The following is a 23,632-nucleotide window of genomic DNA, read 5'->3' on the forward strand; positions in this document are numbered from 1 at the left end:
CGGGGCGGACGTGCTCTCGGGATCAGGCACGGAACGGGAATCCGTAGAGGTGCAGCGCGACGTTCTCGCGCCCTTCGGTGTCACCTGCCGCTTCGTCCGCGCGGCCCTTCTCGTCGTACTTGCGGATGACGGCGAGCAACTCGGCCTGCAGAGAGGCCAGTTCGGCCGCCGTCAGCCGCAGGTTGCCCTCCGCGTCGGCGACGGCGTCGTTCCACTCCGTCGGCCAGGTGGCCCGTTCGTCGAGGTAGCGCCGGTAGAGCTCGGTGCGCTGGTCGAGATAGAGCCGGGTGAAGGCGAGGTGGGCGACCTCCTTCTCCGGCGCGTCCCGGAAGTCGGCGCCCCGGACGCTGACGCCGTCCGACGCCGGCTGCCACCAGCGCTCGCGCCCGTCTCCGCTGCGCGGCTCGGCCTCCTCGATCAGCCCGTGATCGGCGAGTTTGCGCAGGTGGTAGCTGACGAGCGAGGGGGCCTCGTCGACCTGCCCGCCCAACTGCGAGGCGGTGGCGGCGCCCGCGACGAGCAGAGCCCTGTACAGCGTCATCCGCAGCGGGTGCCCCAGGGCCTTGAGGGTGCCCACATCGGTGATCCGGCGGTTCTCCTGGCTCGGCATGCGGTCCACCGTAGATGTGAAGGAAAAGTTGCGCAACTAAAATTGCGCAACTTTCATTTCACATCCCGGCCGAGATGAGACGAGACGAGACGAGGCAGGGCGAAGGCGAGACGAGGCAAGGCAAGGCAAGGTGAGGTGAGGCAGAGCGAGGCGACCGGCGGAACCGCGGAGCCCTCACGGATCGAGCAGGGCGTGCGCCGCCAGGGCCAGGGACAGTTCCACGACGTCCGCGGGCCGGGTCAGGGAGCGGCCGGTGAGCTGTTCGCAGCGGCGCAGCCGGTTCAGGACGGTGTTGCGGTGGCAGTAGAGGCGACCCGCGGCCCGCTGGGCGGAGCCGTCGCAGGCGAGCCAGACCGTCAGCGTGTCCAGCATGATGTCCCGGTCGGACAGGTCGAGCCGCAGCAGCGGCCCGAGAACCCGCTCGGACAGTGCCGCGCCGAGGACCGGCGCGGAGACGACGAGCGCGGCGGGCAGATGCTCCTCCAGCACGACGGTTCCGCCGGAGCGCGGGCAGGCCCGTAACGCCGTGTCGGCCAGCCGGCGGGCGTCACCGATCGCCACGAGCCCCTCCACGACCGGACTCACCCCGACGCGGGCCGCCGGTGGGACGGTCAGCCGGCGGGCGACCTCCCCCGCGTCCACGTCGGGCCCGTGCGTCCCGGGGCGCTCCCCGCCCCGGCCGTCCGCGCCACCTTGGGCGCCCCCGGCCCCCGGGGGCGGTGCCGGACCGGGGTCCGTGCCGAGGGGACCGTTCTCGTGGTCGCGGCCGGGCCGGTCCCCGCCCCCGGAGCGCTCGCCGAGCAGGACGATGCCGTAACCGCCCTCGCTGTCCCGGTCGCGGTACCAGAGGGTCCGCAGGCCCGAAAGGCGAACCCGGCCGGGTCCGTCGGCGAAGGCCCGGCCGGCGGGCAGCCGGACCAGCACCACCGCGTACCGGCCCTGGCCGGGAAGCCCCAGGGCGGCGGCGGTGGCCGGCAGATCGGCGATCCGGGCGGTGCCGTCGAGGAGCGCGGCCGTCATCAGCCGCAGCCGGTTCTCCCTGCGCCACATCAGTTCGCGCTCGGTCTGACGGTAGGCGTCGGCGGCGACGGCGCAGTGGTCGTCGACGAAGTTCCAGACGTCGGCGGCCACGTGCACGAGCAGGCGCGCGTCGGCGGGATGGCGCCGGGTCGTCTCGTCGACGAGTTCCTGCCAGATCATGCCGCCGCCCAGCCGGAAGGCGCGCAGCAGCGCGTCCAGCGGAAGGCCGCCCTCGGCACGGGCCCTGCCGATGGCCCAGGAACAGCGGCGCGCCTCCTCGCGCAGCGCACCGGGCCGGATCAGGGACCCGACGTTGAGCCGCAGCGAGCGCCGCACCTCGTCGCGGACGCTCTCCGCGTCCGCCTCCACGGCCGCGCGGTACGCGGGTTCGCGCTCCACCAGGAGGTCGACCAGGCGTTCGCCGAGCTCGGGCAGCCCCGCCAGCAGGGCCCGGGCGGCGCGGTGCAGCACCGCGAGCACCTCCGCGTCGAGGGCCGGGCGGGCGGCCGGTGCCGGGGACCGCGCTCCGGGCCGGTACCGGACGTGGGCGGGTACGAGGTGCTGCATCGCTGTCCTCCACCGGAGTCGGCTCGGTCCGGGCGGCCCGGGCGGCCGACACGCGGCACACGGGCGCTCGGGACCTCCTGATCCCGCAGGATGACATACCGCCCAGTCGGTACCTAGGGGCGTGCGCCGGTCTTCTCGGCCCGGCCCACCGGACGGGACGCGTCCCCGACCGGACACGGCCCGCACCCGGCGGCGAAGGCTGCCCGGGTGCGGGCCGTGATGCGGGCCGTGAAAGGCATCGGCCTGGTGTCAGCGGACGGGGTGCCCGGCCTCGCGCAGGGTCTCCTTGACCTCACCGATCCGCAGATCGCCGAAGTGGAAGACGGACGCGGCCAGCACCGCGTCGGCGCCCGCCCCGACGGCCGGCGGGAAGTGGTCGAGCCGGCCCGCGCCACCGCTGGCGATCAGCGGAACGGTGACGTGCTTGCGTACGGCCTCGATCATCTCGATGTCGTAGCCGTCCTTCGTGCCGTCGGCGTCCATCGAGTTGAGCAGGATCTCGCCCGCGCCCAGCTCGGCGGCCCGATGCGCCCACTCGACGGCGTCGATGCCGGTGCCCTGACGACCGCCGTGGGTGGTCACCTCGAAGGAACCGCCCTCGGTCCTGCGCGCGTCCACCGACAGCACGAGCACCTGCCGCCCGAACCGCTCCGCGATCTCGCGGATGAGCTCGGGGCGGGCGATGGCGGCCGTGTTGACGCCGACCTTGTCGGCGCCGGCCCGCAGCAGCTTGTCGACGTCCTCGGCGGTGCGGACACCGCCGCCGACCGTCAGGGGGATGAAAACCTGCTCGGCCGTGCGGCGCACCACGTCGTAGGTGGTCTCACGGTTGCCCGAGGACGCGGTGATGTCCAGGAACGTGAGCTCGTCGGCGCCCTCGGCGTCGTACACCTTCGCCATCTCGACGGGGTCGCCCGCGTCGCGCAGGTTCTGGAAGTTGACGCCCTTGACGACCCGGCCGTTGTCCACGTCCAGGCAGGGGATCACTCGGACCGCCAGGGTCATGACTGCGCTTCTCCCTGTTCTGTGAGGTCCTCGCCGGACCGTTCTGTGGGGTGCGGGTCGGAACGGAACGCCTCCACCTCGACCTCGACCACCAGACGCGAGTCCACCAGACCCGCGACGATGATCATGGACGCGGCGGGGCGGACGGTGTCGAAGAGCGTCTTGTGGGCGCGGCCGACGGCCTCCACGTCCCGGGCGTGGGTGATGTACATCCGCGTACGGACGACGTCGTCGCGGCCGAGGCCGAGCTGCTCCAGCGCCGCGAACGCGGCGCCGAAGGAGTTGACCGCCTGCTCGTACGGGTCGCCCTCGGCGATCTGGCCGTCGACGACGGAGGTGCAGCCGGACACCAGCACCAGGCCGTTCGGCAGCTCCACCGCGCGGGAGTAACCGAAGACGTCCTCCCAGGGTGCCCCGGTCGTGACGCGCCGTACGGAACTCACCGGGCTACCGCCGCCAGGGCCTCTTCGAGGGTGAACGCCTTGGCGTACAGGGCCTTGCCGACGATCGAGCCCTCGACGCCGAGCGGCACGAGGTCGGCGATGGCCCGCAGGTCGTCCAGCGAGGACACGCCGCCGGAGGCGACCACCGGGCGGTCGGTCGCCGCGCACACATTGCGCAGCAGTTCCAGGTTCGGGCCCTGGAGCGTGCCGTCCTTGGCGATGTCGGTGACCACGTAACGGGCGCAGCCCTCGGAGTCGAGGCGCGCCAGCGTCTCGTAGAGGTCCCCGCCGTCGCGGGTCCAGCCGCGGCCGCGCAGGGTCGTGCCGCGGACGTCGAGGCCGACCGCGATCTTGTCGCCGTGCTCGGCGATGACCTTGGCGACCCAGTCGGGGGTCTCCAGGGCGGCGGTGCCGAGGTTGACGCGGGTGCAGCCGGTGGCGAGGGCGGCGGCGAGGGTGTCGTCGTCGCGGATGCCGCCGGACAGCTCGACCTTGATGTCCATCGCCTTGGTCACTTCGGCGATCAGCGCGCGGTTGTCGCCGGTGCCGAACGCGGCGTCCAGGTCGACGAGGTGCAGCCACTCGGCGCCGGCGCCCTGCCAGGCGAGGGCGGCCTCCAGCGGGGAGCCGTAGGAGGTCTCGGTCCCGGACTCGCCGTGCACGAGACGGACGGCCTGGGCGTCGCGGACGTCGACGGCAGGGAGGAGTTCGAGCTTGCTCACAGTGTTCCGATCCAGTTGGAGAGGAGCTGGGCTCCGGCGTCGCCGGACTTCTCGGGGTGGAACTGGGTGGCCCACAGGGCGCCGTTCTCGACGGCCGCCACGAAGGGCTTGCCGTGCGTGGACCAGGTCACCAGGGGGGCGCGCAGCAAGGGGTTGCCGACTTCCAGCGACCAGTCGTGGACGGCGTAGGAGTGGACGAAGTAGAAACGCGCGTCGGCGTCGAGGCCCTCGAAGGCCTGCGAGCCCTCCGGGGTGTCGACGGTGTTCCAGCCCATGTGGGGCACGACGTCGGCCTCCAGGGGTCCGACCGTGCCCGGCCACTCGTCGAGGCCCTCGGTCTCCACGCCGTGCTCGATGCCGCGGGTGAAGAGGATCTGCATGCCGACGCAGATGCCCATGACGGGGCGTCCGCCGGACAGCCGGCGGCCGATGATCCAGTCGCCGCGCGCCTCCTTGAGGCCCTGCATGCAGGCGGCGAAGGCGCCGACGCCCGGCACCAGCAGTCCGTCGGCGTTCATCGCGGCGTCGAAGTCGCGGGTGATCTCGACCTCGGCGCCCGCGCGGGCGAGGGCGCGCTCGGCGGAGCGTACGTTCCCGAAGCCGTAGTCGAAGACGACGACCTTCTTGGACTCGCTCAACTCCACACCTCCAGCCGCATGACGCCCGCGACGAGGCACATCGCGGCGCCGATGGAGAGCAGCACGACAAGGCTCTTCGGCATGTCCTGCTTGACGAAGGAGTAGATCCCTCCGGCGAGGAAGAGACCGACGACGATGAGAATGCTGGAAAGGCCTGTCACAGTGCGCCCTTAGTGGAGGGGAGGATGCCGGCTGCGCGCGGGTCGCGCTCGGAGGCGTAACGCAGGGCCCGGGCCAGCGCCTTGAACTGGCACTCCACGATGTGGTGCGCGTTGCGTCCGTAGGGGACGTGCACGTGCAGGGCGATCTGGGCCTGGGCGACGAAGGACTCCAGGATGTGCCGGGTCATCGTCGTGTCGTACTCGCCGATCATCGGCGCCATGTTCTCGGGCTCGGTGTGCACGAGGTAGGGGCGGCCGGACAGGTCGACGGTCACCTGGGCGAGGGACTCGTCCAGCGGGACGGTGCAGTTGCCGAAGCGGTAGATGCCCACCTTGTCGCCGAGGGCCTGCTTGAAGGCGGCGCCGAGCGCGAGGGCGGTGTCCTCGATGGTGTGGTGCGAGTCGATGTGCAGGTCGCCCTCGGTCTTGACGGTCAGGTCGAACAGACCGTGCCGGCCGAGCTGGTCGAGCATGTGGTCGTAGAAGCCGACGCCGGTGGCCACGTCGACCTTGCCGGAGCCGTCGAGATCGATCTCGACGAGGACCGACGTCTCCTTCGTCACCCGCTCCACGCGTCCTACGCGGTTCATGCGCTCTGCTCCTTCGGGGATGCGGGGTTCTCCCCCGCAGAGCCCAGTAGTTCACGTACCGCGTCGAGGAACGCGTCGTTTTCCTTCGGGGTGCCGGCGGAGACCCGCAGCCACCCCGGTACGCCGTTGTCCCGGACCAGGACACCCTGGTCGAGGATCCGCTGCCAGGCCGCGTGGGTGTCGGCGAACCGGCCGAACTGCACGAAGTTCGCGTCCGACTCGGTCACCTCGTAGCCCATCGCGCGCAGCTCGGTGACCAGCCGGTCCCGTTCGGCCTTCAGCTGCTCCACGTAACCGAGCAGGGTGTCGGTGTGCTCCAGGGCGGCCAGCGCGGTCGCCTGCGTCACGGCCGACAGGTGGTACGGCAGCCGGACGAGCTGGACGGCGTCCACGACCGCGGGGGCGGCGGCGAGGTAGCCGAGGCGCAGTCCGGCCGCGCCGAAGGCCTTCGACATCGTCCGGGAGACGACGAGATTCGGCCGTCCTTCGAGCAGGGGCAGCAGCGACTCGCCGTGGCTGAACTCGATGTAGGCCTCGTCGACCACGACCATGGACGGCTTCGCCGCCTGCGCGGCCTCGTAGAGCGCGAGGACCGTCTCGGGCGGGACGGCGTTGCCCGTGGGGTTGTTGGGGCTGGTGATGAAGACGACGTCGGGCCGGTTCTCGGCGATGGCCCGCTCGGCGGCGACGAGGTCGATGGTGAAGTCCTCGCCCCGCGGGCCCGAGATCCAGGCCGTGCCCGTGCCCCGCGCGATGAGCGCGTGCATCGAGTACGACGGTTCGAAGCCGATCGCGCTGCGACCGGGGCCGCCGAAGGTCTGGAGCAGTTGCTGGATGACCTCGTTGGAGCCGTTGGCGGCCCAGACGTTCTCGAGGCCGACGGGGTGCTTGCCGGTCTTCGTCAGATAGGCGGCCAGCTCGGTGCGCAGCTCCACCGCGTCCCGGTCGGGATAGCGGTTGAGGCCGCGGGCGGCCTCGCGGACCCGCTCGGTGATCCGCTCGACGAGCGGCTCGGGCAGCGGGTACGGGTTCTCGTTGGTGTTCAGGCGTACGGGGACGTCGAGTTGGGGTGCGCCGTAGGGGGTCTTGCCGCGCAGCTCGTCCCGTACGGGGAGATCGTCGATGCCAGTCACTTGCCCTCGGGTACCTTCCAGCCGCGCGACACTTGTTCGTCTCCGACAAACCTTGCCTTGACCGCCGCGCCGTGCGCGGGCAGGTCCTCCGCCTCCGCCAGCGTCACCACGTGATGGGCGACGTCGGCGAGCGCGTCCTTCGTGTAGTCGACGATGTGGATGCCGCGCAGGAAGGACTGGACGGACAGGCCCGAGGAGTGGCAGGCGCATCCGCCGGTGGGCAGGACGTGGTTGGAACCCGCCGCGTAGTCGCCGAGCGAGACCGGGGCCCACGGGCCGACGAAGATCGCTCCGGCGTTCCTGACCCGGTCGGCGACCGCCGCCGCGTCCGCGGTCTGGATCTCCAGGTGCTCGGCGCCGTACGCGTCGACGACCTTGAGTCCCTCCTCGACGCTGTCGACGAGGACGATCGCGGACTGCCGGCCGGTCAGGGCCGGGACGATCCGGTCGTCGATGTGCTTGGTGGCCGCGACCTGCGGCTCCAGTTCCTTCTCCACCGCGTCCGCGAGGGCCGGCGAGTCGGTGACCAGGACGGCGGCGGCGAGCGGGTCGTGCTCGGCCTGGCTGATCAGGTCGGCGGCGACGTGCGCCGGGTCGGCGGTGTCGTCCGCGAGGACCGCGATCTCGGTCGGGCCGGCCTCGGCGTCGATGCCGATCCTGCCGGTGAAGTAGCGCTTGGCCGCGGCGACCCAGATGTTGCCCGGTCCGGTGACCATGTCGGCCGCGGGGCAGGACTCGGTACCGTGCGCGAACATCGCGACGGCCGTGGCGCCGCCGGCCGCGTACACCTCGTCGATGCCCAGCAGCGCGCAGGCGGCGAGGATCGTCGGGTGCGGAAGGCCGCCGAACTCCTTCTGCGGCGGGGAGGCCAGCGCCATGGAGGGGACGCCCGCCTCCTGTGCCGGGACGGCGTTCATGATCACGGACGAGGGGTACACCGAGCGGCCGCCGGGCGCGTACAGCCCGACCCGGCCGACCGGCACCCACTTCTCGGTGACCGAGCCACCGGGCACGACCTGCGTGGTGTGCGTCGTACGGCGCTGTTCGCGGTGGACGAGACGGGTGCGCCGGATGGACTCCTCCAGGGCCGCGCGCACGGCGGGGTCGAGCTGTTCCAGGGCGTCGGCGAGGGCCTCGGCCGGAACCCGCACGGACGTGAGCCGTACTCCGTCGAACTTCTCCGCGTAGTCGATCAGTGCCGCGTCTCCCTGATGGTGCACGGCCTCGCAGATCGGTCGCACCTTCTCCAGGGCGGCCGAGACGTCGAAGTCGGCTCGGGGCAGCAGGTCGCGCAGGGCGGGGCCCTCGGGGAGGGTGTCGCCGCGCAGATCGATTCGGGAGATCACGGACTCAATTCTCTCAGACGGCGGCAGGGCGCCGGACGCCCGTATCAATGGCTGATACAAGCCACCTTCGCCTCCCGTGCGTGATCCCCTTCACCAGGAGCGTTCGGGTCGTCACTGAGCGGGCATTGCACGGACGTACGAACCCACGGGTAGGCCGGGAAGGGAGTGACGTGCCGTGACCGAGGGTGCCGGTCTGCGCACCGGGGACCTGCCGGACGAGCTGACCGCCGCCGAGGCCGGGATGTGGCAGGCGTTCCGCAACGGCAGCGTGTACGACCTGCGCAGCGGGGACACGACCGTCGACGATCCGCACGGCGGCCATCCCTGGGGACCCGAACGCAGCGTCCGGGCCCGGATAGTGGCCTGGCTGCTGCTCGACGGGCCGCCCGCCCTCCAGGGCCGGGTCGCGTCCCTGAAGCTGACGGGCGTACGGATCACCGGTGTGCTCGACCTCGCGGGCGGCACGGTGGTGCCGTACGTGGAGCTGAAGGGGTGCCGGTTCGAGAAGGAGGTGCTGCTGCCGGAGTCCCGGTTCACCACGCTGCGCCTGGAGAACTGCGCGGTGCCCCGGCTGGAGGCGGCCCGGCTGCACACCGAGGGCGATCTGCATCTGCCGCGCTGCCACTTCCACAACGGGGTACGGCTGACCGACGCGCACATCGGCACGGATCTGCTGCTCAACCAGGCCGTGGTCTACCGGGACCGGCGCGGGCGTTCGATCACCGGCGACGGCATGATGGTCGGACAGGACCTGCAGGCCGAGATGCTGGAGTCGCACGGCGAACTCAGCCTGCGCAGCGCGACGGTCGGCGTGTCGCTGAGCCTGCGCGGCAGCAGGCTCAGCAATCCGTACACCCGGCTCGCCCTCAACGCCCCCCAGCTGACGGTCAACCGCACGCTCTACATGACCCCGGCGGGCCTCGGCAATCCGCTGATGACCAGCGGCACCACCCCGGCGCGCGGCACCCTGGTGCAGCGGTTCGAGTGCCAGGGCGGGATCCGTCTGGACGACGGACGCTTCGGTGACGCGGTCGACTTCGACCGGGCCCGCTTCACCTTCGGGGACGACCAGGAGCTGTCGCTGCTGCGGGTCCAGACGCCCGAACTGCGCTTCCTCGGGGAGCGGCCCGAGCGCGGCAAGGTCGTGCTGTCCGGCGCGCGGGTCGTCAACCTGGTCGACCGGGCGTCCAGCTGGCCGGGCCCCGGCAGCCTGCACATGGGCGGCTTCACGTACGAGAACCTGGTCCCGCAGGGCGCCTTCCCGCTGACCCGGCGCCTGGAGTGGGTGGCGGCGTCCACCGCCGAGTACGCACCGGAGCCCTACGAGCGGCTCGCCGCCGTGCTGCGCGACTCCGGCGAGGACGAGGACGCCCGCGAGGTGCTGCTCGCCAAGCAGCGCCGCCGCCGCGAGACCCTGCCGCTGGCCGCCAAGTTCTGGGGCTACGCCCAGGACTGGACGGTCGCCTACGGGTACCGCCCCGGGCGCGCCGCCCTGTGGATGGCGGTGCTGTGGGCCGCCACGTCGGTCGCCTTCGCGCACGCCGACCACCGGCCGGTCAACGGCGGGCACCCCGCGTGGAACGCCTCGCTCTACGCCCTGGATCTGCTGCTGCCGGTCATCGACCTGGGTCAGGCCGGGAACTGGCAACTGCGGGGCGGCTGGCAGTGGATGGCCGCGGTGGTGGTCCTCCTCGGCTGGATCCTGGCGACGACGGTGGCCGCCGGAGCCACCCGGCTGCTGCGCCGCGGCTGACCCCGGAGCACCTCGCTTCCACCAGGGCGCCGCGCTGCCACCGGGGGGCGTACGGCGGGCACCGGGCGGCACGGCGGACACCGGAGCCGCACGGCGCGCACCGGCGGCACGGCGTGGAGGTCCGCCGGTCCGGGCCTCGTACCCCCTCCCGTGCGCCGGTTCGAGCCTCTCGCGCCCCTCCGGCGCACCGGCCCGAGACCTGCACGCCCCTCCGGCACGCCGGTCCGAGCCCCCTCTCACGGCCCGTGCACACCGGACCCACACAACCCCTTTACCCGTCCTTGACCGCGCGGCGCACAACCAAACGGCATTTACGAAAGCGTCACCGAGCACCTCTGGCACAGCTCCGACCTGCGGTTTTCAATGGTCGTCACCATGGCACTACTGAGCGCACTCCTCCGTACCGCCCGCATGGCACGGAACACCTCGCGCCTCGCCGCCGGCCTGCCGGCCGACGAGGAGGTGCTGCTGGACGCCCCCGACCACCGGCTCGGCCCCGTACTCGTCGCGGCGGCCCGCGGTGAGTACGCCCCCGCGGCCGAACTCCTGGCCACCACCCGCAAGTCCGCCGAGTGGGAGGACCGGGACCGGTACGCGATGCGTCTCGCCACCTTCGCCCGCTCCCGCGACGCATGGCTCAGGCGGTGGCAGGCGGACGACCCGCACGACCCGGACGCCCTCCTCGTCAGGGCCGAGCTCGCACTGCGCCGCGGATGGGAGTCGCCCGCACGGGTGGAACTGCTGCGCGAGGTCGCTCCGCTGATCATGTCCGCCGCCGAGGCCGATCCGCACGACCCGGTGCCGTGGCGGATCGCGCTCGACCACGCCCGCGGCACCAACGCCGGGCACACCGAGTTCGAGGGGCTGTGGGCCCAGGCCGTCCGGCGTTCCCCGCACCACTACGGCTGTCACGTGGCCGCGCTCCAGTACCTCTCCGCCGCCTGGTACGGCTCGCACAGCGAGTGCTTCGACTTCGCCGAGCCCGCGGCGCAGGACGCGCTGCCCGGCTCCCTGGTCCAGGCGCTGCCGGTGCGCGCGGCCTTCGCCTATCTCACCGAGGGCGGCGGTCCCCAGGTGCCGCGCGAGCGCCTGGACGCCGCGGCCGACCTCGCGATCTCGGTCTCCGCGGCCTACGCCGCCGCCGACCCGTGGCCCGCCGAGGTGCGCAACCTGCTGACGTACGTCCTGGTCCGGCTGGAGCGCTGGCAGGACGCCCTGGAGCAGCTGCGGCTCATCGGCCCGTACGTGACCTCGTTCCCCTGGGCCAGGATCTCCGACGACCCCCTCGGCCAGTACCTGGAGCTGCGCGACGGAGTCCGTCTGGAGGTCGCCTCGGGGCTTCCGCTGCGCGACCACGCGCCCCGCCGGCCGCTGTGGAGCGGGCACGGCGGACTCGTCCGCCCCGTCGACCATTAGGCTTTCCCGTCGTGACCACCGTCCGGCTCCCGCTCTTCCCCCTGAACTCGGTGCTGTTCCCCGGGCTCGTGCTTCCTCTGAACGTGTTCGAGGAGCGCTATCGCGCCATGATGCGCGATCTGCTCAAGACACCCGAGGACACGCCCCGGCGCTTCGCCGTCGTCGCCGTCCGCGACGGCCATGAGGTCTCGCCCAGCGCGCCCGGCATGCCCGACCCGGCGGCCGTCCCCGACCGCGGGCCCGCCGCCGGATTCGGTGACGATCCGCTCAAGGCCTTCCACGAGGTGGGCTGCGTCGCGGACGCGGCCACCATCCGGGAGCGCGCCGACGGCAGCTTCGAGGTGCTGGCGACCGGCACGACACGGGTCCGGCTGCTGTCGGTGGACGCCTCGGGGGCGTTCCTGACGGCCGAGCTGGAGGAACTCCCGGAGGACCCGGGGGACGAGGCCGGAGCGCTCGCCGAGGGGGTCCTGCGCGCCTTCCGCCAGTACCAGAAGCGGCTGGCCGGAGCGCGCGAGCGTTCGCTGTCGACCGGCGCGGACCTGCCGGACGAGCCGGCGGTCGTCTCCTACCTCGTCGCCGCCGCAGTGATGCTGGACATCCCGGCCAGACAGCGGCTGCTGCAGGCCCCCGACACGGCCTCGCGGCTGCGCGAGGAACTGAAAGTGCTGCGCGCCGAGACGGCCATCATCCGTAATCTGCCGTCGTTGCCCGCGTCGGACCTGACGCGCGGCCCGACCAGCCTGAACTGACGCTTGCGAGAAGACCGATGGCCAAGAAGGCGAAGAAGCAGTCCGGCGGCACGCCCGCCACGGTGGCGCTGACGGAGGCGGGCGTCCCGTTCACCGTCCACGCCTACGAGCACGATCCCGCCCACCCGTCCTACGGCGAGGAGGCGGCCGAGGCGATGGGCGTGTCGCCGGAGCGGGTCTTCAAGACCCTGGTGGCGGACGTGGACGGCGCGCTCGTGGTCGCGGTCGTCCCGGTGGCGGGCTCCCTCGACCTCAAGGCCCTCGCCACGGCCGTGGGCGGCAAGCGGGCGGCCATGGCCGACCCCGCGGCGGCCGAGCGCACGACCGGGTACGTCCGCGGTGGCATCTCGCCTCTCGGCCAGCGCAAGAGGCTCCGCACGGTGCTGGACTCCTCGGCCTCCGGGCACGCCACGATCTGCGTCTCGGCGGGCCGCCGCGGCCTGGAGGTCGAACTCTCCCCCGCCGACCTCGCGCAGCTCACGGAGGCGGTGTCCGCGCCCGTCGGACGGACCTGACCCGCCGCCCGCCCGGCGGCGGCACCCGGACCGTCGGCGCCGGCCCTCGCCGTACCGATGCCGCCCGCCCGGCGGCGCCCGTCGTACCGATGGCGGGCTCTCGACGACGGCGGCCGTCACGGTCTGCGCGGCCCCTCGACGGATGCCTCCCCTTCGGTTAAGCACGAGGGGCATGTCGAAGAGAACGCGGAAACGCAAGTGGCGCATCAAGAAGGGCCGTTCCAACCACGGTCGCCGTCCCGCCTGACCCACGCCCCGCAGCGAAGGGCCGGCCGGACAGCCGATCTCCCGGCGTCCGGCCGGCCCTGACCCACCGAAGCCCGAGTACGGCCCGAAGCCCGTACGGCAGGCCCTAGGCGGCCGGAGGTCCCGGCGGCGTCGCCGGGTGGGGGTGCTGCTGGTAGGGATCGGGGTCCCGGGGGCCGAACAGGGCCATGAGGCCGAGGTGGACCACCAGGGCGCTCAGGGACCACGCCAGCAGCGCGCCCTTGGCCCCGAGCTTCAGCGGCGCGGAGAACGTGACGCCCTTGCCGACGGCCTTGGCGTGCGCGACCACGTTCTGCGGGGGTCCGAGCCAGATCCCGACCCGCCAGGCGAGCAGCGATCCGAGCAGGCCGCCCAGGGCGAGCCCGATCACCAGGGGCACCCCGCCACGCCGTCGCAGAAGGAACACGACCAGGGCGCTCACCGCGCCGAAGCCCAGCGCGAGCAACGTGAACGTCCCGTCGACGCCGATCGCCTGCTCGCCCTCGGTGTCCTTGAGGTACACCGCGGTGGCGTCCGCGACCAGCGGGACATGCGGCGTCAGCCACGCCCAGAGCACCCCGAGCAGAGCCCCCGCGAGCGCGACCGCGACCGTGATCACGGCGGCCTCCCGCAGTTCGGTCTTCATCCCGGGTCCGTCCTGTCCGTAGGAGACCTCGTACGCGCCCGGGTACACGGGATAACCCGCCGGGCCGGGAGCGGGCTGGGTCTGCCAGGCGGGGTACGGTTCCCGCCGGTCCTCGGGGGACTGTTCGTGCGGCGGCGGAGGTGGAGTCAGCGGAGCGGTCACCCTGCCATCGTGCCAGGCCCCGCCGACGGCCGCGTCACCGGACGGCAGCCCGGCGGTAGGCCCAGGCCGCCAGAGCCAGCGAGAGGGCCCCGACTCCGGCGCAGACGGCCAGATCACCGAGGACGACGGCCCAGTCGGGACGGGCCCCGAAGGTGCGGGCGAAGGCCTCGACGCCGTAGGTCGAGGGCAGCAGGTCCCGCAGGTACTGCACCGGGGCCGGCATCCGGTCCGCCGGGAGGACGCCCAGCAGCAGGGCCGCGGACATGCCCAGCTGGCCGAGCAGGGTGGCGAGCTCGGGCCGCGGCGCGAGCAGTCCGAACGCGGCCCCGAGCCCGGCGAGCGCGGCACCCGCGAGCGGGACGACCGCGGCCAGCACCCACAGATGGGCCAGCGGCAGCCCGAAGAGCAGGCACCCGAAGACGGCGGTGACGACGGTGCCGGGCACCGTGAAGGAGGCGTACGCGGCCGCGGCCCCGAGCACCACGGCCGCCGGCGGCACCGGCAGCGTCGCGTAGTGGTCGAGCCCGCCGCTCGCCCGCAACTGCCCGAAGTACTGCGCGAGCAGGTTGAGGGCGACGAAGGCGACGACCAGGACCGTGGACCCGGCGACCACGGCCCGGGCCTCGGTGCCGCCGTCCACCACCCCGCGCATCATGACCATGATGCCGAGGGACTGGAAGGTCGCCACGAACAGCAGCGGGATCCGGGCGACGCGGGCCCGGGAGAGCTGCGCCCGGTACACGGCGGCCAGCGAGGGCACGAGCCGCGCCCGCGGCCCCAGCTCCGCGGCCGCTCCGGCGTCCCCGGCCAGGGGCAGCGCGCCGCCCGGCAGGACTCCAGCGGGTACGGCACTCACGTCGAACTGCTCCCCTTCGTCGGCAGCCGTCCTGTTCCGCTCACGTACGACGCCCCTCTCCCGTACGGATTCCACGCCCTGGGCACTCACGCCTTCACCAGTCCCTGCGTCGCGTGGCCGCCGAGGGCCAGATACACGTCCTCCAGGCTCGGCGTGGCCAGCGTGAAGTCGTCGAGCGCCGCGAAGGCGGCTCCGCCGGTGACCGTGGCCACGGCCGTGCGGGCCTCCTCGGGCGCGAGCCGCAGCGTCCAGCGGCGGCCCGACTCGACGGCGCGGGCCCGCAGCGCGGCGACCTCGGGAACGTGCAGCGGGGCGCTCTCGCGCCAGACGAGTTCGACCCGGACCTCGCCCGCGACCTGTTCCTTGAGTCCGGCCGGGGTGTCGCAGGCGATGATCCGCCCCTCGTCGAGGACGGCGACCCGGTCGAGGACCGTCTCGGCCTCGATGACGTTGTGGGTGACGAGCAGGACCGTGGCGCCCTGTTCCGCGCGGCGCCGGTCGACGGCGGCCCACACGGCGCGCCGGGCGACGGGGTCCATTCCGGTGGTGGGCTCGTCGAGGACCAGCAGCGGGCGCCGCCCGACGAGCGCGGCGGCGAAGCAGGCCAGTCGGCGCTGTCCGCCGGAGAGCTTCTTCAGGGGGCGGGAGGCGATCGGGGTCAGGCCCAGTTCGTCGAGGACGGCGTCCCGTTCGGCCCGCGCCGCGCGGAGGTCGAGCCCGCGCAGCCGCCCGGTCGTCTCGGCGGCGAGGGACACGGTCAGCTCGTCCAGGGCGGTGGACTCCTGTCCGAGGTAGGCGAGGATGCGGGCCGCCCGCTCGGGGTGGCGCACGATGTCGTGCCCGAGGATCTCGACACTGCCGCTGTCGGGGCGCATCAGCCCGGTCAGCTGGCGCACGAGGGTGGACTTGCCGGCGCCGTTCGGCCCGAGCAGGCCGAAGATCTCGCCGCGGCGGATGTCCAGACGGACCCCGTCGGTGGCCCTGACCTCGGGTGCCGCCGGGGTGCCGCGCCGGCCGCGGACGGCCGGATAGGTCTTGGTGAGATCTCGCACGGCGCACACGACATCGCCCCTGTGCCCCGTCGGTGCTGCCTGTGCCGTGCGCGTACTCACGAAGGACGAGAGTACGTGGTCCGGGGCCCTGTCATGCGACCGGGCCGGTGACGCCCCCCGGACGAGGGCCTCCGCGGGCCTTTCACGGACGGCCTCGGGTCACCCCGCCGGGCGCGTGCCCCACTTCCCCGCCGGGCTCGCGCTTCGCCCCCGACCGCCGCGTGCCTCGCCCTCCGCCCGGCGCGCACTTCACGCCCCGCCGGGCGCGTACCTCACACCCCTGACGGGCGCGTGTCTCACTCCCCGACGGGCGCGTGCTCCGTCGCGGTGCGCACATCGATCTCCCGCCAGAATCCGGCCCGGATCGCATAGCGGTCGTGCTCGTCGATCTGGTCGTCCTTGTGCGCGAGCAGGCCGAAGCGGGCCGCGTAGCGCAGCAGCTCGCCGTCCACCCGATGGGGGACCCGCGGGTACATCGCCGACAGTTTCTGCAGATGGCTCGGGTCGGTGAGGCGCTCCATCCAGCGGCGGGCGAAGACCTGCCCGACCTCGTACGGGTCGCCGCCGACCGTGGTGATGTCCTCCTCGCGGTCGGCCCAGCGCTGCTCGGCGGAGGTGAGCTGGGCGAGCGTGGGCAGCGCGGCGGCCTCCGGGGACTCCATGGTGCCGCCGGGACGGTCGACCCAGCCCTTGTCCGAGGACCAGCGCAGTGTCGCGTTCGCGGGGTGCTGGGCGGGCTGGGTACCGGGTCCGCGGAGCGCGGCCAGGTCCTTCGGGGTGGGGACCCCCTTGGGGGAGGGCACCCGCTCCTGGGCGCCGTTCTGCGCCTCGGCCGCCTGGTGGTGCTCGGTCTCCTGGACGGACCGGTCGGCCGCGGCGGCGAGCGCCGACTCGGGCAGCGGTGCGGAGAGGATCGCGGCGATCTCCGGGCGGGGCGCCGGCGGCGGGGCGCAGATCCCGCCGATCTCCTTGGCACGGACCGCCTTGATGATCCAGGCGCGGTCGAGGACCCGCCGTTCGTCGGCCTCGGCCACCAGGTCCTCGGACTGGTTGTAGTCGCCGTCCGCGGCCTGCACGGCCCACAGGTGTACGGCCACGCCGTGCTCCTTGGCGGCCATCATGCCCGGCAGCAGGTCCCCGTCGCCGGTCACGAGGACGATGTCGGAGCAGGCGCGGTTGCGCGCCAGCTCGGTCAGCTCGGCGTGCATGGCGGCGTCCACGCCCTTCTGTGCCCACCGTCCGTCGCTGCGGGTCAGCGCGCCCAGGCGCACCGTCACCCGCGGCATCACGCGCAGCCTGCGGTGCTCGGGCTGCGGTACACGGTCGGGGGCGCCGTCGAACCAGTAGATGCGCAGCAGGGGCCGTTCGGTGTCGGACTCGGCGCGCTCGCGCAGACCCTGGATGAGGGCGGTGTGGTCGACGGTGATCCGGGATCGCGAAGGCTCCCCGGCGAGGAGACTGGCGGCGGCCCCGAGCAGATACCCGGCGTCCACCAGGACGATGCAGCGGTCCACGCGGTCCACCCTCTTTCCGGGAGGTTTGCTTCGGGCTTCCTTGGAGTCTGCCCGACCGTGCGGAGGTTAACGGCCGGAACTCGATCTTCGGCGTGGCGGATCGGAAGAACACCTGACGACAGGTCTTATTACGCACGGTAATTCTACGAAATGCGCTGCTTGTCAGCCTATGTGAATCTGGTCGCGGCCCTGGCCCCTAGATCCCCCACAGGAGGCAGATCACCATGGCCAAGAACAAGAATCGCAAGCAGGGCGGCCAGCAGGACCGCTCCTCGCAGGCAGAGCGTGCGCAGGAGCATGCACAGCGGTCGTCGGCGCAGGCACAGCAGTCGCCGATGTCGCAGGCCCAGGGCAGCCCCGCTGATGTTGCCCGTAAGCATCAGAGGCGTTTCGGCCACAACTGAGGCCGTGGCGCGGGCCGTTGAGGCCCAGACACGCACCGAGGGGCGCATCCCGTACAGGATGCGCCCCTCGGTGCGTCGGTATGTCCCGGCCGGCTCCGCCGGTCCGTGCGGTCGTCAGCCGGCCAGGCAGGCCGGGCCGAGCAGCACCTTCAGATCGCCGAAGAGCGCCGGGTCCGGCTTCACCCGGTGCCGGTCGAGCCGCAGCACCGTGGTCCTGCTCGGGCCCTGGAGCCGGATGCGGACCTCGCTCTCACCCTTGTGGTGGCTGAGGATCTCACCGAGACGGCTGACCATCGGCGGGGTCACCTTCAGCGCCGGGATGGTGAGGATCACGGGAGCGTTGGTGCCCGCGTTCGACAGGTCCGGCACCTGGAGTTCCATCGCGACCAGCCGGGGCACGTCCTCGCGCTTGTCGAGGCGTCCCTTGACGAAGACGACCGCGTCCTCGACCAGTTGGGTCGACACCAGCTGGTAGGTCGCGGGGAAGAACATGCACTCCATGGAGCCCGCGAGGTCCTCCACGGTGGCGATCGCCCAGGCGTTGCCCTGCTTGGTCATCTTGCGCTGCAGGCCCGAGATGATGCCGCCGATCGTGACGACCGCGCCGTCCGCGTGCTCGCCGCCGGTCAGCTGGGAGATGCCCGCGTCGGCCTTGTCGGACAGGACGTGCTCCAGCCCGAAGAGCGGGTGGTCGGAGACGTACAGGCCGAGCATCTCCCGCTCCTGGGCGAGCAGGTAGGCCTTGTCCCACTCGTCGGTGGTGAACTCGACGTCGAGCCCGAAGCCGGGCTCGCTGGTGTCCTCGTCCCCCATGCCGCCGAAGAGGTCGAACTGGCCCTCGGCCTCCTTGCGCTTGACCGCCACCACGTTGTCGATCATCGGCTCGAACTGCGCGGTGAGGCCCTTGCGGGTGTGCCCCATCGTGTCGAACGCGCCCGCCTTGATCAGCGACTCTGTGGTGCGCTTGTTGCAGGCGACCGCCTCGACCTTGTCGAGGTAGTCGGGGAAGGAGGCGTACTTCCCCTTGGCCTTGCGGCTGCGGATGATCGACTCCACCACGTTGGTGCCGACGTTGCGGACGGCCGAGAGGCCGAAGAGGATCACGTCGTCGCCCTGCGCGGCGAAGTTCTGCTCGGACTCGTTCACGTTGGGCGGCAGCACCTTGATGCCCATGCGCCGGCACTCGTTGAGGTAGACGGCCGACTTGTCCTTGTCGTCCTTGACGGAGGTCAGCAGCCCGGCCATGTACTCGGCGGGGTGGTTCGCCTTCAGGTAGGCGGTCCAGTACGAGACCAGGCCGTACGCGGCCGAGTGCGCCTTGTTGAAGGCGTAGCCGGCGAACGGGACCAGTACGTCCCACAGGGCCTGGATCGCCTCGTCGCTGTAGCCGTTCTTCTTCGCGCCGGCCTGGAAGATGGTGAAGTTCTTCGCCAGCTCGTCGGGCTTCTTCTTGCCCATCACGCGGCGCAGGATGTCGGCCTCGCCGAGCGAGTAGCCCGCGATGATCTGCGCGGCCTTCTGCACCTGCTCCTGGTAGACGATCAGGCCGTAGGTGACCGCGAGGACCTCTTCGAGCGGCGCCTCCAGCTCCTTGTGGATCGGCGTGATCTCCTGGAGCTTGTTCTTGCGCAGCGCGTAGTTGGTGTGCGAGTCCATGCCCATCGGGCCGGGACGGTAGAGCGCGGAGACGGCGGAGATGTCTTCGAAGTTGTCGGGCTTCATCAGGCGCAGCAGCGAGCGCATGGGGCCGCCGTCGAACTGGAAGACGCCGAGGGTGTCGCCGCGCTGGAGCAGTTCGAAGGTCTTCGGATCGTCCAGAGGCAGGGCCAGCAGGTCGAGATCGATGCCCTTGTTGGACTTCACCATCTTGACGGCGTCGTCCATGATCGTCAGGTTGCGCAGGCCCAGGAAGTCCATCTTCAGCAGGCCGAGCGACTCGCACTGCGGGTAGTCCCACTGGGTGATGGTCACGCCGTCGGTGTGCCGCACCCAGATGGGCGCGTGGTCGACGATGGGCTCGCTGGACATGATCACGCCGGCCGCGTGCACGCCCATCTGCCGGACCAGGCCCTCGACGCCCTTGGCGGTGTCGATGACCTTCTTCACGTCCGGTTCGTTCTCGTACATCCCGCGGATCTCGCCCGCCTCGCTGTAGCGCGGGTGCGAGGGGTCGGTGATGCCGTTGAGGTCGATGCCCTTGCCGAGGACGTCGGCGGGCATCGCCTTGGTGAGCCGGTCGCCCATCGCGTACGGGTAGCCCAGCACGCGCGCCGAGTCCTTGATCGCATTCTTGGCCTTGATCTTGCCGTAGGTGCCGATCATGGCGACCTTGTCGGATCCGTACTTCTCCGTCACGTACCGGATCACCTCGACGCGCCGACGCTCGTCGAAGTCGATGTCGACGTCGGGCATGGAGATGCGCTCGGGGTTGAGGAAGCGCTCGAAGATCAGGCCGTGCGGGATCGGGTCGAGGTCGGTGATGCCCATGGCGTAGGCGACGATCGAACCGGCTGCGGAGCCTCGGCCGGGGCCGACCGCGATGCCCTGCTTCTTGGCCCACATGATGAAGTCGGCGACCACGAGGAAGTAGCCCGGGAACCCCATCGAGATGATGGTGTCCATCTCGTACTCGACCTGCTTCATCCGGTCTTCCGGGATGCCGCCGGGGAAGCGGCGCTCCATGCCGCGCATGGTCTCCGCCCGGAACCAGGTGACCTCGGTGTAGCCGTCCGGGATGTCGAACTTCGGCATGAGGTTCTTCGCCTCGAACATGCCGGTCGTGTCGATCTGCTCGGCCACCAGGAGGGTGTTGGCGCAGCCCTCCTGCCAGGCGTCCGAGGAGTCGATCGCGTACATCTCGTCCGTGGACTTCAGGTAGTAGCCGGTGCCGTCGAAGCGGAAGCGGTCCGGGTCGGAGAGGTTCTTGCCGGTCTGGATGCACAGCAGCGCGTCGTGCGCGGTCGCCTCGTGCGCGTACGTGTAGTGCGAGTCGTTCGTCACCAGCGGCGGGATGCCGAGCTTCTTGCCGATCTCCAGGAGCCCGTCGCGGACCCGGCGCTCGATCTCGATGCCGTGGTCCATCAGCTCCAGGAAGTAGCGCTCCTTGCCGAAGATGTCCTGGTACTCGGCGGCCGACTTCAGGGCCTCGTCGAACTGGCCGAGGCGCAGCCTCGTCTGGAGTTCGCCGGAGGGGCAGCCGGTGGAGGCGATGAGCCCCTCCGACCACTGGGAGATCGTCTCCTTGTCCATCCGGGGCCACTTCTGGAGCCAGCCCTCGGCGTAGGCGTCCGAGGAGAGCTTGAAGAGGTTGTGCAGACCCGTCCGGTTCGCCGCCCAGATCGTCTTGTGCGTGTAACCGCCCGAACCGGACACGTCGTCGCGCTTCTGGTGCGGCTGGCCCCACTGGATCTTGCGCTTGTTGCGCCGGGACTCCGGGGCGACGTAGGCCTCGATGCCGATGATCGGGGTGACGCCGGCCTTCTTCGCCGTGTGGAAGAAGTCGTAGGCCCCGTGGAGGTTGCCGTGGTCGCTCATCGCGATGTGGGTCATGCCCATGTCGTTGCACGCGTCGAACATGTCCTTGAGCCGTGCGGCACCGTCCAGCAGCGAGTACTGGGTGTGGACGTGCAGGTGCGTGAACGGCGGCTTCGACACGGTTTCGGCCTCCAGGAAGAACCATCGGTTACAGGCTGCGGACAGTCTGGGGGGTCAGCGTCGAAGTCTATGCCGCGGGACTGACACCCGGCGGAGGATCATCCGTACCGTCGTACGGGTTCCGGTGCCCGGGGTGTGCGTTCGCCACCGGAACCCGGGCACTCCCGCGTATGTTCGTCCGTTGGAAGTGGACGGACCCTTTGTCCCGGGGCGGCGCGCCCGTCCCGTCATGTCATGCACCACCTGCACCAGGAGGCACCCAGCGATGTCGGTTCCGCAGCTCAGCGCCGAGCGACGCGGCGAGCAGATCCTCGCCGTCTTCGACACCGCCTTCGGCGAGCTCCTGGCCGCCGACCCGGCCGCGTTCCGGGTGAAGTTCCGCAAGATGGCGGCCTCCGCCTTCGCGTTCTACCGCGGCACGGCTGCGCTCTTCTACCACGACCTCGACCAGGACAAGCGGGGCGGCCCGTACCTGGACGAGCGCACCTCGCGCGTGTGGATCCACGGCGACCTGCACGCCGAGAACTTCGGCACGTACATGGACGCCCAGGGCCGTCTGATCTTCAACGTGAACGACTTCGACGAGGCCTATGTGGGCCCCTTCACCTGGGACCTCAAGCGCTTCGCCGCCTCCGTGGCCCTCATCGGCTACGCGAAGGCGCTCAGCGACGAGCAGATCACCGAGCTGGTGCGGGTCTACGCGGCCGCCTACCGCGAGCGCATCCACGCCCTGGCCACCGGCGCCAAGAACGACGAGGTGCCGCCCTTCACGCTGGACACCGCCGAGGGCCCGCTCCTGGACGCGCTGCGCGACGCCCGCTCCCTGACCCGCTTCGGGCTCCTGGAGTCGATGACCGAGATCCGCGACTTCGAGCGCCGCTTCGCGCCGGGCGGCGGTTCCATCGAGCTGGACGCCGCCACCCGCTACAAGGTCCTCGCGGCCTTCGACGGCTACCTGGAGACGCTCCCGGAGTCCTCGCTGACCCGCCCGGACTCGTACCGCGTGAAGGACGTCGTGGGCCGCCGCGGCATCGGCATCGGCTCGGCCGGCCTGCCGTCGTACAACATCCTCCTGGAGGGCAACAGCGACGCCCTGGAGAACGATGTGGTGATCTACATCAAGCAGGCCCAGACCCCGGCCGTCTCCCGGCACATCACCGACTCCGCCATCCGCGGCTACTTCCGGCACGAGGGCCACCGCACGGTGATCTCGCAGCGCGCCCTGCAGGCGCACGCCGACCCGTGGCTGGGCTGGACCGAGCTGGACGGCGCGGGCCAGCTGGTCGCCGAGGTCTCTCCGTACGCGGTGGACCTGGACTGGGGCGACATCGACGACCCCGAGGAGATCGCCTCGGTGGTCGCGGACCTCGGCCGGTCCACGGCCACGATGCACGCGGCGGCGGACGACGAGAGCGGCCACTCGGAGCTGGTGCCCTTCTCCACGGAGCGGGCCATCGACGCGGCCATCGCGGCCGACGAGGACGGCTTCGCCGACCTCCTGGTGGACTTCGCGCACAGCTACGGCTCGCGGGCGCGCGGTGACCACCAGATCTTCGTGGACCTGTTCCGCAACGGGCGGATCCCGGGACTGTAGGGCGCGCGGCCGGCCGCGGGGTCGCACGCCCCGCGACCGGCCGCCCCACGACGCTTCCGTCACACACAGGAACCCTTTAGGGGACTCTTACGGGAGGGCGTGGGAGACTCACCTCCGCTATGGACGTATCCGGGACCCAGCTCAGAGCCGCGCGCGCGGCCGTGTTCACGGCTGTCGTCGTGACGCTCTCCGCCGCGTCGCACGTGCTGCTGTCCCGGATGCCGCTGCCGCTCACCACCGTGGCCGCGATCAGCACCGCCGTCTTCGCGCTGTCCTTCGCGCTCGCGGGCCGCGAGCGCGGCTTCGGCCGCATCGCCGCCCTGCTCGTCCCGCTGGAACTGGCCGCCGACACCGTGTTCACGACGGGCCAGCACGTCTGTTACGGCAGCGCGGGCGGTCCGGTCACGGGCCCGCTGCGCTCGGTCGGCCTCGACGTGCTGTGCGGCGGCGGCAGTGTGGGGACCCCGCTGTCCCGGGTGACCGGCGGCGCCCCCGACCGTGCCGCCGCCCTGCTCGCGCACGCCGACCCGGCCGCCGCCTGGCTGCTGCTCGGCGCGCACGTCGCCGTCGGCCTGCTCGCGGCCGCGTGGCTGCGCCGGGGCGAGCGCGCCCTGGACCAGCTGCTGCGCGCGGTGGCCGCCTCGACCTTCCGGCCGCTGCTGCTCGCGGTCGCCGCGGTGACCGCACCGCTCGCCCCGGCCCGTCCGCTGCCGCGCACCGCGCCCCGGCCGGCCGCCGCCCGCGCTCTCCTGCTCGTGCACTCCCTGGGACGCCGCGGACCGCCCCGCCGGACCGTTCTCGCCTGATCCGGCCCGCATCCGGGCCACCCTGTG

22 protein-coding genes are annotated in these 23,632 nt (G+C 71.9%); 7 read left to right on the forward strand and 15 right to left on the reverse strand.

Features of this window, described 5'->3' with window-relative positions:
• Positions 1-22: 22 nt before the first annotated feature.
• The 10 genes from ACH4S8_RS18935 to hisD all read right to left on the reverse strand — a co-directional run bounded on the left by ACH4S8_RS18935 (position 23) and on the right by hisD (position 8,235).
• Positions 23-610 (reverse strand): helix-turn-helix domain-containing protein, encoded by a 588-nt coding sequence (locus ACH4S8_RS18935; RefSeq protein WP_398395324.1) that lies wholly within the window; start codon positions 608-610, stop codon positions 23-25.
• A gap of 174 nt (positions 611-784) precedes the next feature.
• Positions 785-2,197 (reverse strand): helix-turn-helix domain-containing protein, encoded by a 1,413-nt coding sequence (locus tag ACH4S8_RS18940; RefSeq protein WP_398395326.1) that lies wholly within the window; start codon positions 2,195-2,197, stop codon positions 785-787.
• Between the two features lie 249 nt (positions 2,198-2,446).
• Positions 2,447-3,202: an imidazole glycerol phosphate synthase subunit HisF gene (hisF, locus tag ACH4S8_RS18945; protein ID WP_398395328.1), complete on the reverse strand. Its 756-nt coding sequence runs from the start codon at positions 3,200-3,202 to the stop codon at positions 2,447-2,449.
• The gene (locus ACH4S8_RS18950) at positions 3,199-3,645 is read right to left on the reverse strand and encodes a RidA family protein (RefSeq protein ID WP_398395330.1); all 447 of its coding nucleotides are present in this window, start codon (positions 3,643-3,645) and stop codon (positions 3,199-3,201) included. The genes hisF and ACH4S8_RS18950 overlap by 4 nt, the downstream gene beginning before the upstream one ends.
• Positions 3,642-4,367 carry a bifunctional 1-(5-phosphoribosyl)-5-((5-phosphoribosylamino)methylideneamino)imidazole-4-carboxamide isomerase/phosphoribosylanthranilate isomerase PriA gene (gene priA / locus ACH4S8_RS18955; protein WP_398395332.1) on the reverse strand — a complete coding sequence of 242 codons (726 nt, stop codon included), beginning with the start codon at positions 4,365-4,367 and terminating at the stop codon, positions 3,642-3,644. The genes ACH4S8_RS18950 and priA overlap by 4 nt, the downstream gene beginning before the upstream one ends.
• Complete coding sequence (gene hisH / locus ACH4S8_RS18960; RefSeq protein WP_398395334.1) at positions 4,364-5,011, reverse strand: imidazole glycerol phosphate synthase subunit HisH; 648 nt, start codon at positions 5,009-5,011, stop codon at positions 4,364-4,366. Before hisH ends, priA begins: the two co-directional genes overlap by 4 nt.
• Positions 5,002-5,166 (reverse strand): hypothetical protein, encoded by a 165-nt coding sequence (locus ACH4S8_RS18965; protein ID WP_037623340.1) that lies wholly within the window; start codon positions 5,164-5,166, stop codon positions 5,002-5,004. The genes hisH and ACH4S8_RS18965 overlap by 10 nt, the downstream gene beginning before the upstream one ends.
• Positions 5,163-5,756, reverse strand: coding sequence for an imidazoleglycerol-phosphate dehydratase HisB (hisB, locus tag ACH4S8_RS18970; protein WP_037623339.1), 594 nt, complete (start codon positions 5,754-5,756; stop codon positions 5,163-5,165). The genes ACH4S8_RS18965 and hisB overlap by 4 nt, the downstream gene beginning before the upstream one ends.
• A complete protein-coding gene (locus ACH4S8_RS18975) occupies positions 5,753-6,889 on the reverse strand; it encodes a histidinol-phosphate transaminase (protein WP_398395337.1) in 1,137 nt (378 codons plus the stop codon). The genes hisB and ACH4S8_RS18975 overlap by 4 nt, the downstream gene beginning before the upstream one ends.
• Positions 6,886-8,235 carry a histidinol dehydrogenase gene (hisD, locus tag ACH4S8_RS18980; protein ID WP_398395339.1) on the reverse strand — a complete coding sequence of 450 codons (1,350 nt, stop codon included), beginning with the start codon at positions 8,233-8,235 and terminating at the stop codon, positions 6,886-6,888. The genes ACH4S8_RS18975 and hisD overlap by 4 nt, the downstream gene beginning before the upstream one ends.
• Positions 8,236-8,410: 175 nt before the next feature.
• On the opposite strand from hisD, the gene ACH4S8_RS18985 reads away from it, so the two are divergent.
• The 4 genes from ACH4S8_RS18985 to ybaK all read left to right on the forward strand — a co-directional run bounded on the left by ACH4S8_RS18985 (position 8,411) and on the right by ybaK (position 12,671).
• Complete coding sequence (locus ACH4S8_RS18985) at positions 8,411-9,988, forward strand: oxidoreductase (RefSeq protein ID WP_398395341.1); 1,578 nt, start codon at positions 8,411-8,413, stop codon at positions 9,986-9,988.
• 363 nt (positions 9,989-10,351) lie between these two features.
• Positions 10,352-11,404: a hypothetical protein gene (locus ACH4S8_RS18990; protein WP_398395343.1), complete on the forward strand. Its 1,053-nt coding sequence runs from the start codon at positions 10,352-10,354 to the stop codon at positions 11,402-11,404.
• An 11-nt stretch (positions 11,405-11,415) separates the two neighbouring features.
• The gene (locus ACH4S8_RS18995) at positions 11,416-12,156 is read left to right on the forward strand and encodes an LON peptidase substrate-binding domain-containing protein (RefSeq protein ID WP_398395345.1); all 741 of its coding nucleotides are present in this window, start codon (positions 11,416-11,418) and stop codon (positions 12,154-12,156) included.
• Positions 12,157-12,173: 17 nt separating this feature from the next.
• Positions 12,174-12,671: a Cys-tRNA(Pro) deacylase gene (gene ybaK / locus ACH4S8_RS19000; RefSeq protein WP_398395347.1), complete on the forward strand. Its 498-nt coding sequence runs from the start codon at positions 12,174-12,176 to the stop codon at positions 12,669-12,671.
• Between the two features lie 352 nt (positions 12,672-13,023).
• Here the strand turns inward: ybaK and ACH4S8_RS19005 are convergent, their stop codons facing one another.
• The 4 genes from ACH4S8_RS19005 to ACH4S8_RS19020 form a co-directional block, all read right to left on the reverse strand.
• Positions 13,024-13,725: an AAA family ATPase gene (locus ACH4S8_RS19005; protein ID WP_398395349.1), complete on the reverse strand. Its 702-nt coding sequence runs from the start codon at positions 13,723-13,725 to the stop codon at positions 13,024-13,026.
• A 34-nt stretch (positions 13,726-13,759) separates the two neighbouring features.
• Positions 13,760-14,581 carry an ABC transporter permease gene (locus ACH4S8_RS19010; RefSeq protein ID WP_398395901.1) on the reverse strand — a complete coding sequence of 274 codons (822 nt, stop codon included), beginning with the start codon at positions 14,579-14,581 and terminating at the stop codon, positions 13,760-13,762.
• 86 nt (positions 14,582-14,667) lie between these two features.
• Positions 14,668-15,642, reverse strand: a complete 975-nt coding sequence (locus tag ACH4S8_RS19015; RefSeq protein WP_398395903.1) for an ABC transporter ATP-binding protein — start codon at positions 15,640-15,642, stop codon at positions 14,668-14,670.
• Between the two features lie 287 nt (positions 15,643-15,929).
• Positions 15,930-17,147 (reverse strand): NYN domain-containing protein, encoded by a 1,218-nt coding sequence (locus tag ACH4S8_RS19020; protein WP_398395351.1) that lies wholly within the window; start codon positions 17,145-17,147, stop codon positions 15,930-15,932.
• A 224-nt stretch (positions 17,148-17,371) separates the two neighbouring features.
• On the opposite strand from ACH4S8_RS19020, the gene ACH4S8_RS19025 reads away from it, so the two are divergent.
• Positions 17,372-17,551 (forward strand): hypothetical protein, encoded by a 180-nt coding sequence (locus ACH4S8_RS19025; RefSeq protein ID WP_037623327.1) that lies wholly within the window; start codon positions 17,372-17,374, stop codon positions 17,549-17,551.
• A gap of 114 nt (positions 17,552-17,665) precedes the next feature.
• Here the strand turns inward: ACH4S8_RS19025 and dnaE are convergent, their stop codons facing one another.
• Positions 17,666-21,205, reverse strand: coding sequence for a DNA polymerase III subunit alpha (dnaE, locus tag ACH4S8_RS19030; RefSeq protein ID WP_398395354.1), 3,540 nt, complete (start codon positions 21,203-21,205; stop codon positions 17,666-17,668).
• Positions 21,206-21,470: 265 nt separating this feature from the next.
• On the opposite strand from dnaE, the gene ACH4S8_RS19035 reads away from it, so the two are divergent.
• Together ACH4S8_RS19035 and ACH4S8_RS19040 are read left to right on the forward strand one after the other, a co-directional pair.
• The gene (locus tag ACH4S8_RS19035) at positions 21,471-22,799 is read left to right on the forward strand and encodes a DUF2252 domain-containing protein (RefSeq protein WP_398395356.1); all 1,329 of its coding nucleotides are present in this window, start codon (positions 21,471-21,473) and stop codon (positions 22,797-22,799) included.
• Positions 22,800-22,918: 119 nt separating this feature from the next.
• A complete protein-coding gene (locus tag ACH4S8_RS19040) occupies positions 22,919-23,605 on the forward strand; it encodes a hypothetical protein (RefSeq protein ID WP_398395358.1) in 687 nt (228 codons plus the stop codon).
• Positions 23,606-23,632 lie beyond the last annotated feature (27 nt).

The sequence above is a fragment of the Streptomyces sp. NPDC021080 genome (assembly GCF_044333225.1).
In the GTDB taxonomy this organism is placed as follows: domain Bacteria; phylum Actinomycetota; class Actinomycetes; order Streptomycetales; family Streptomycetaceae; genus Streptomyces.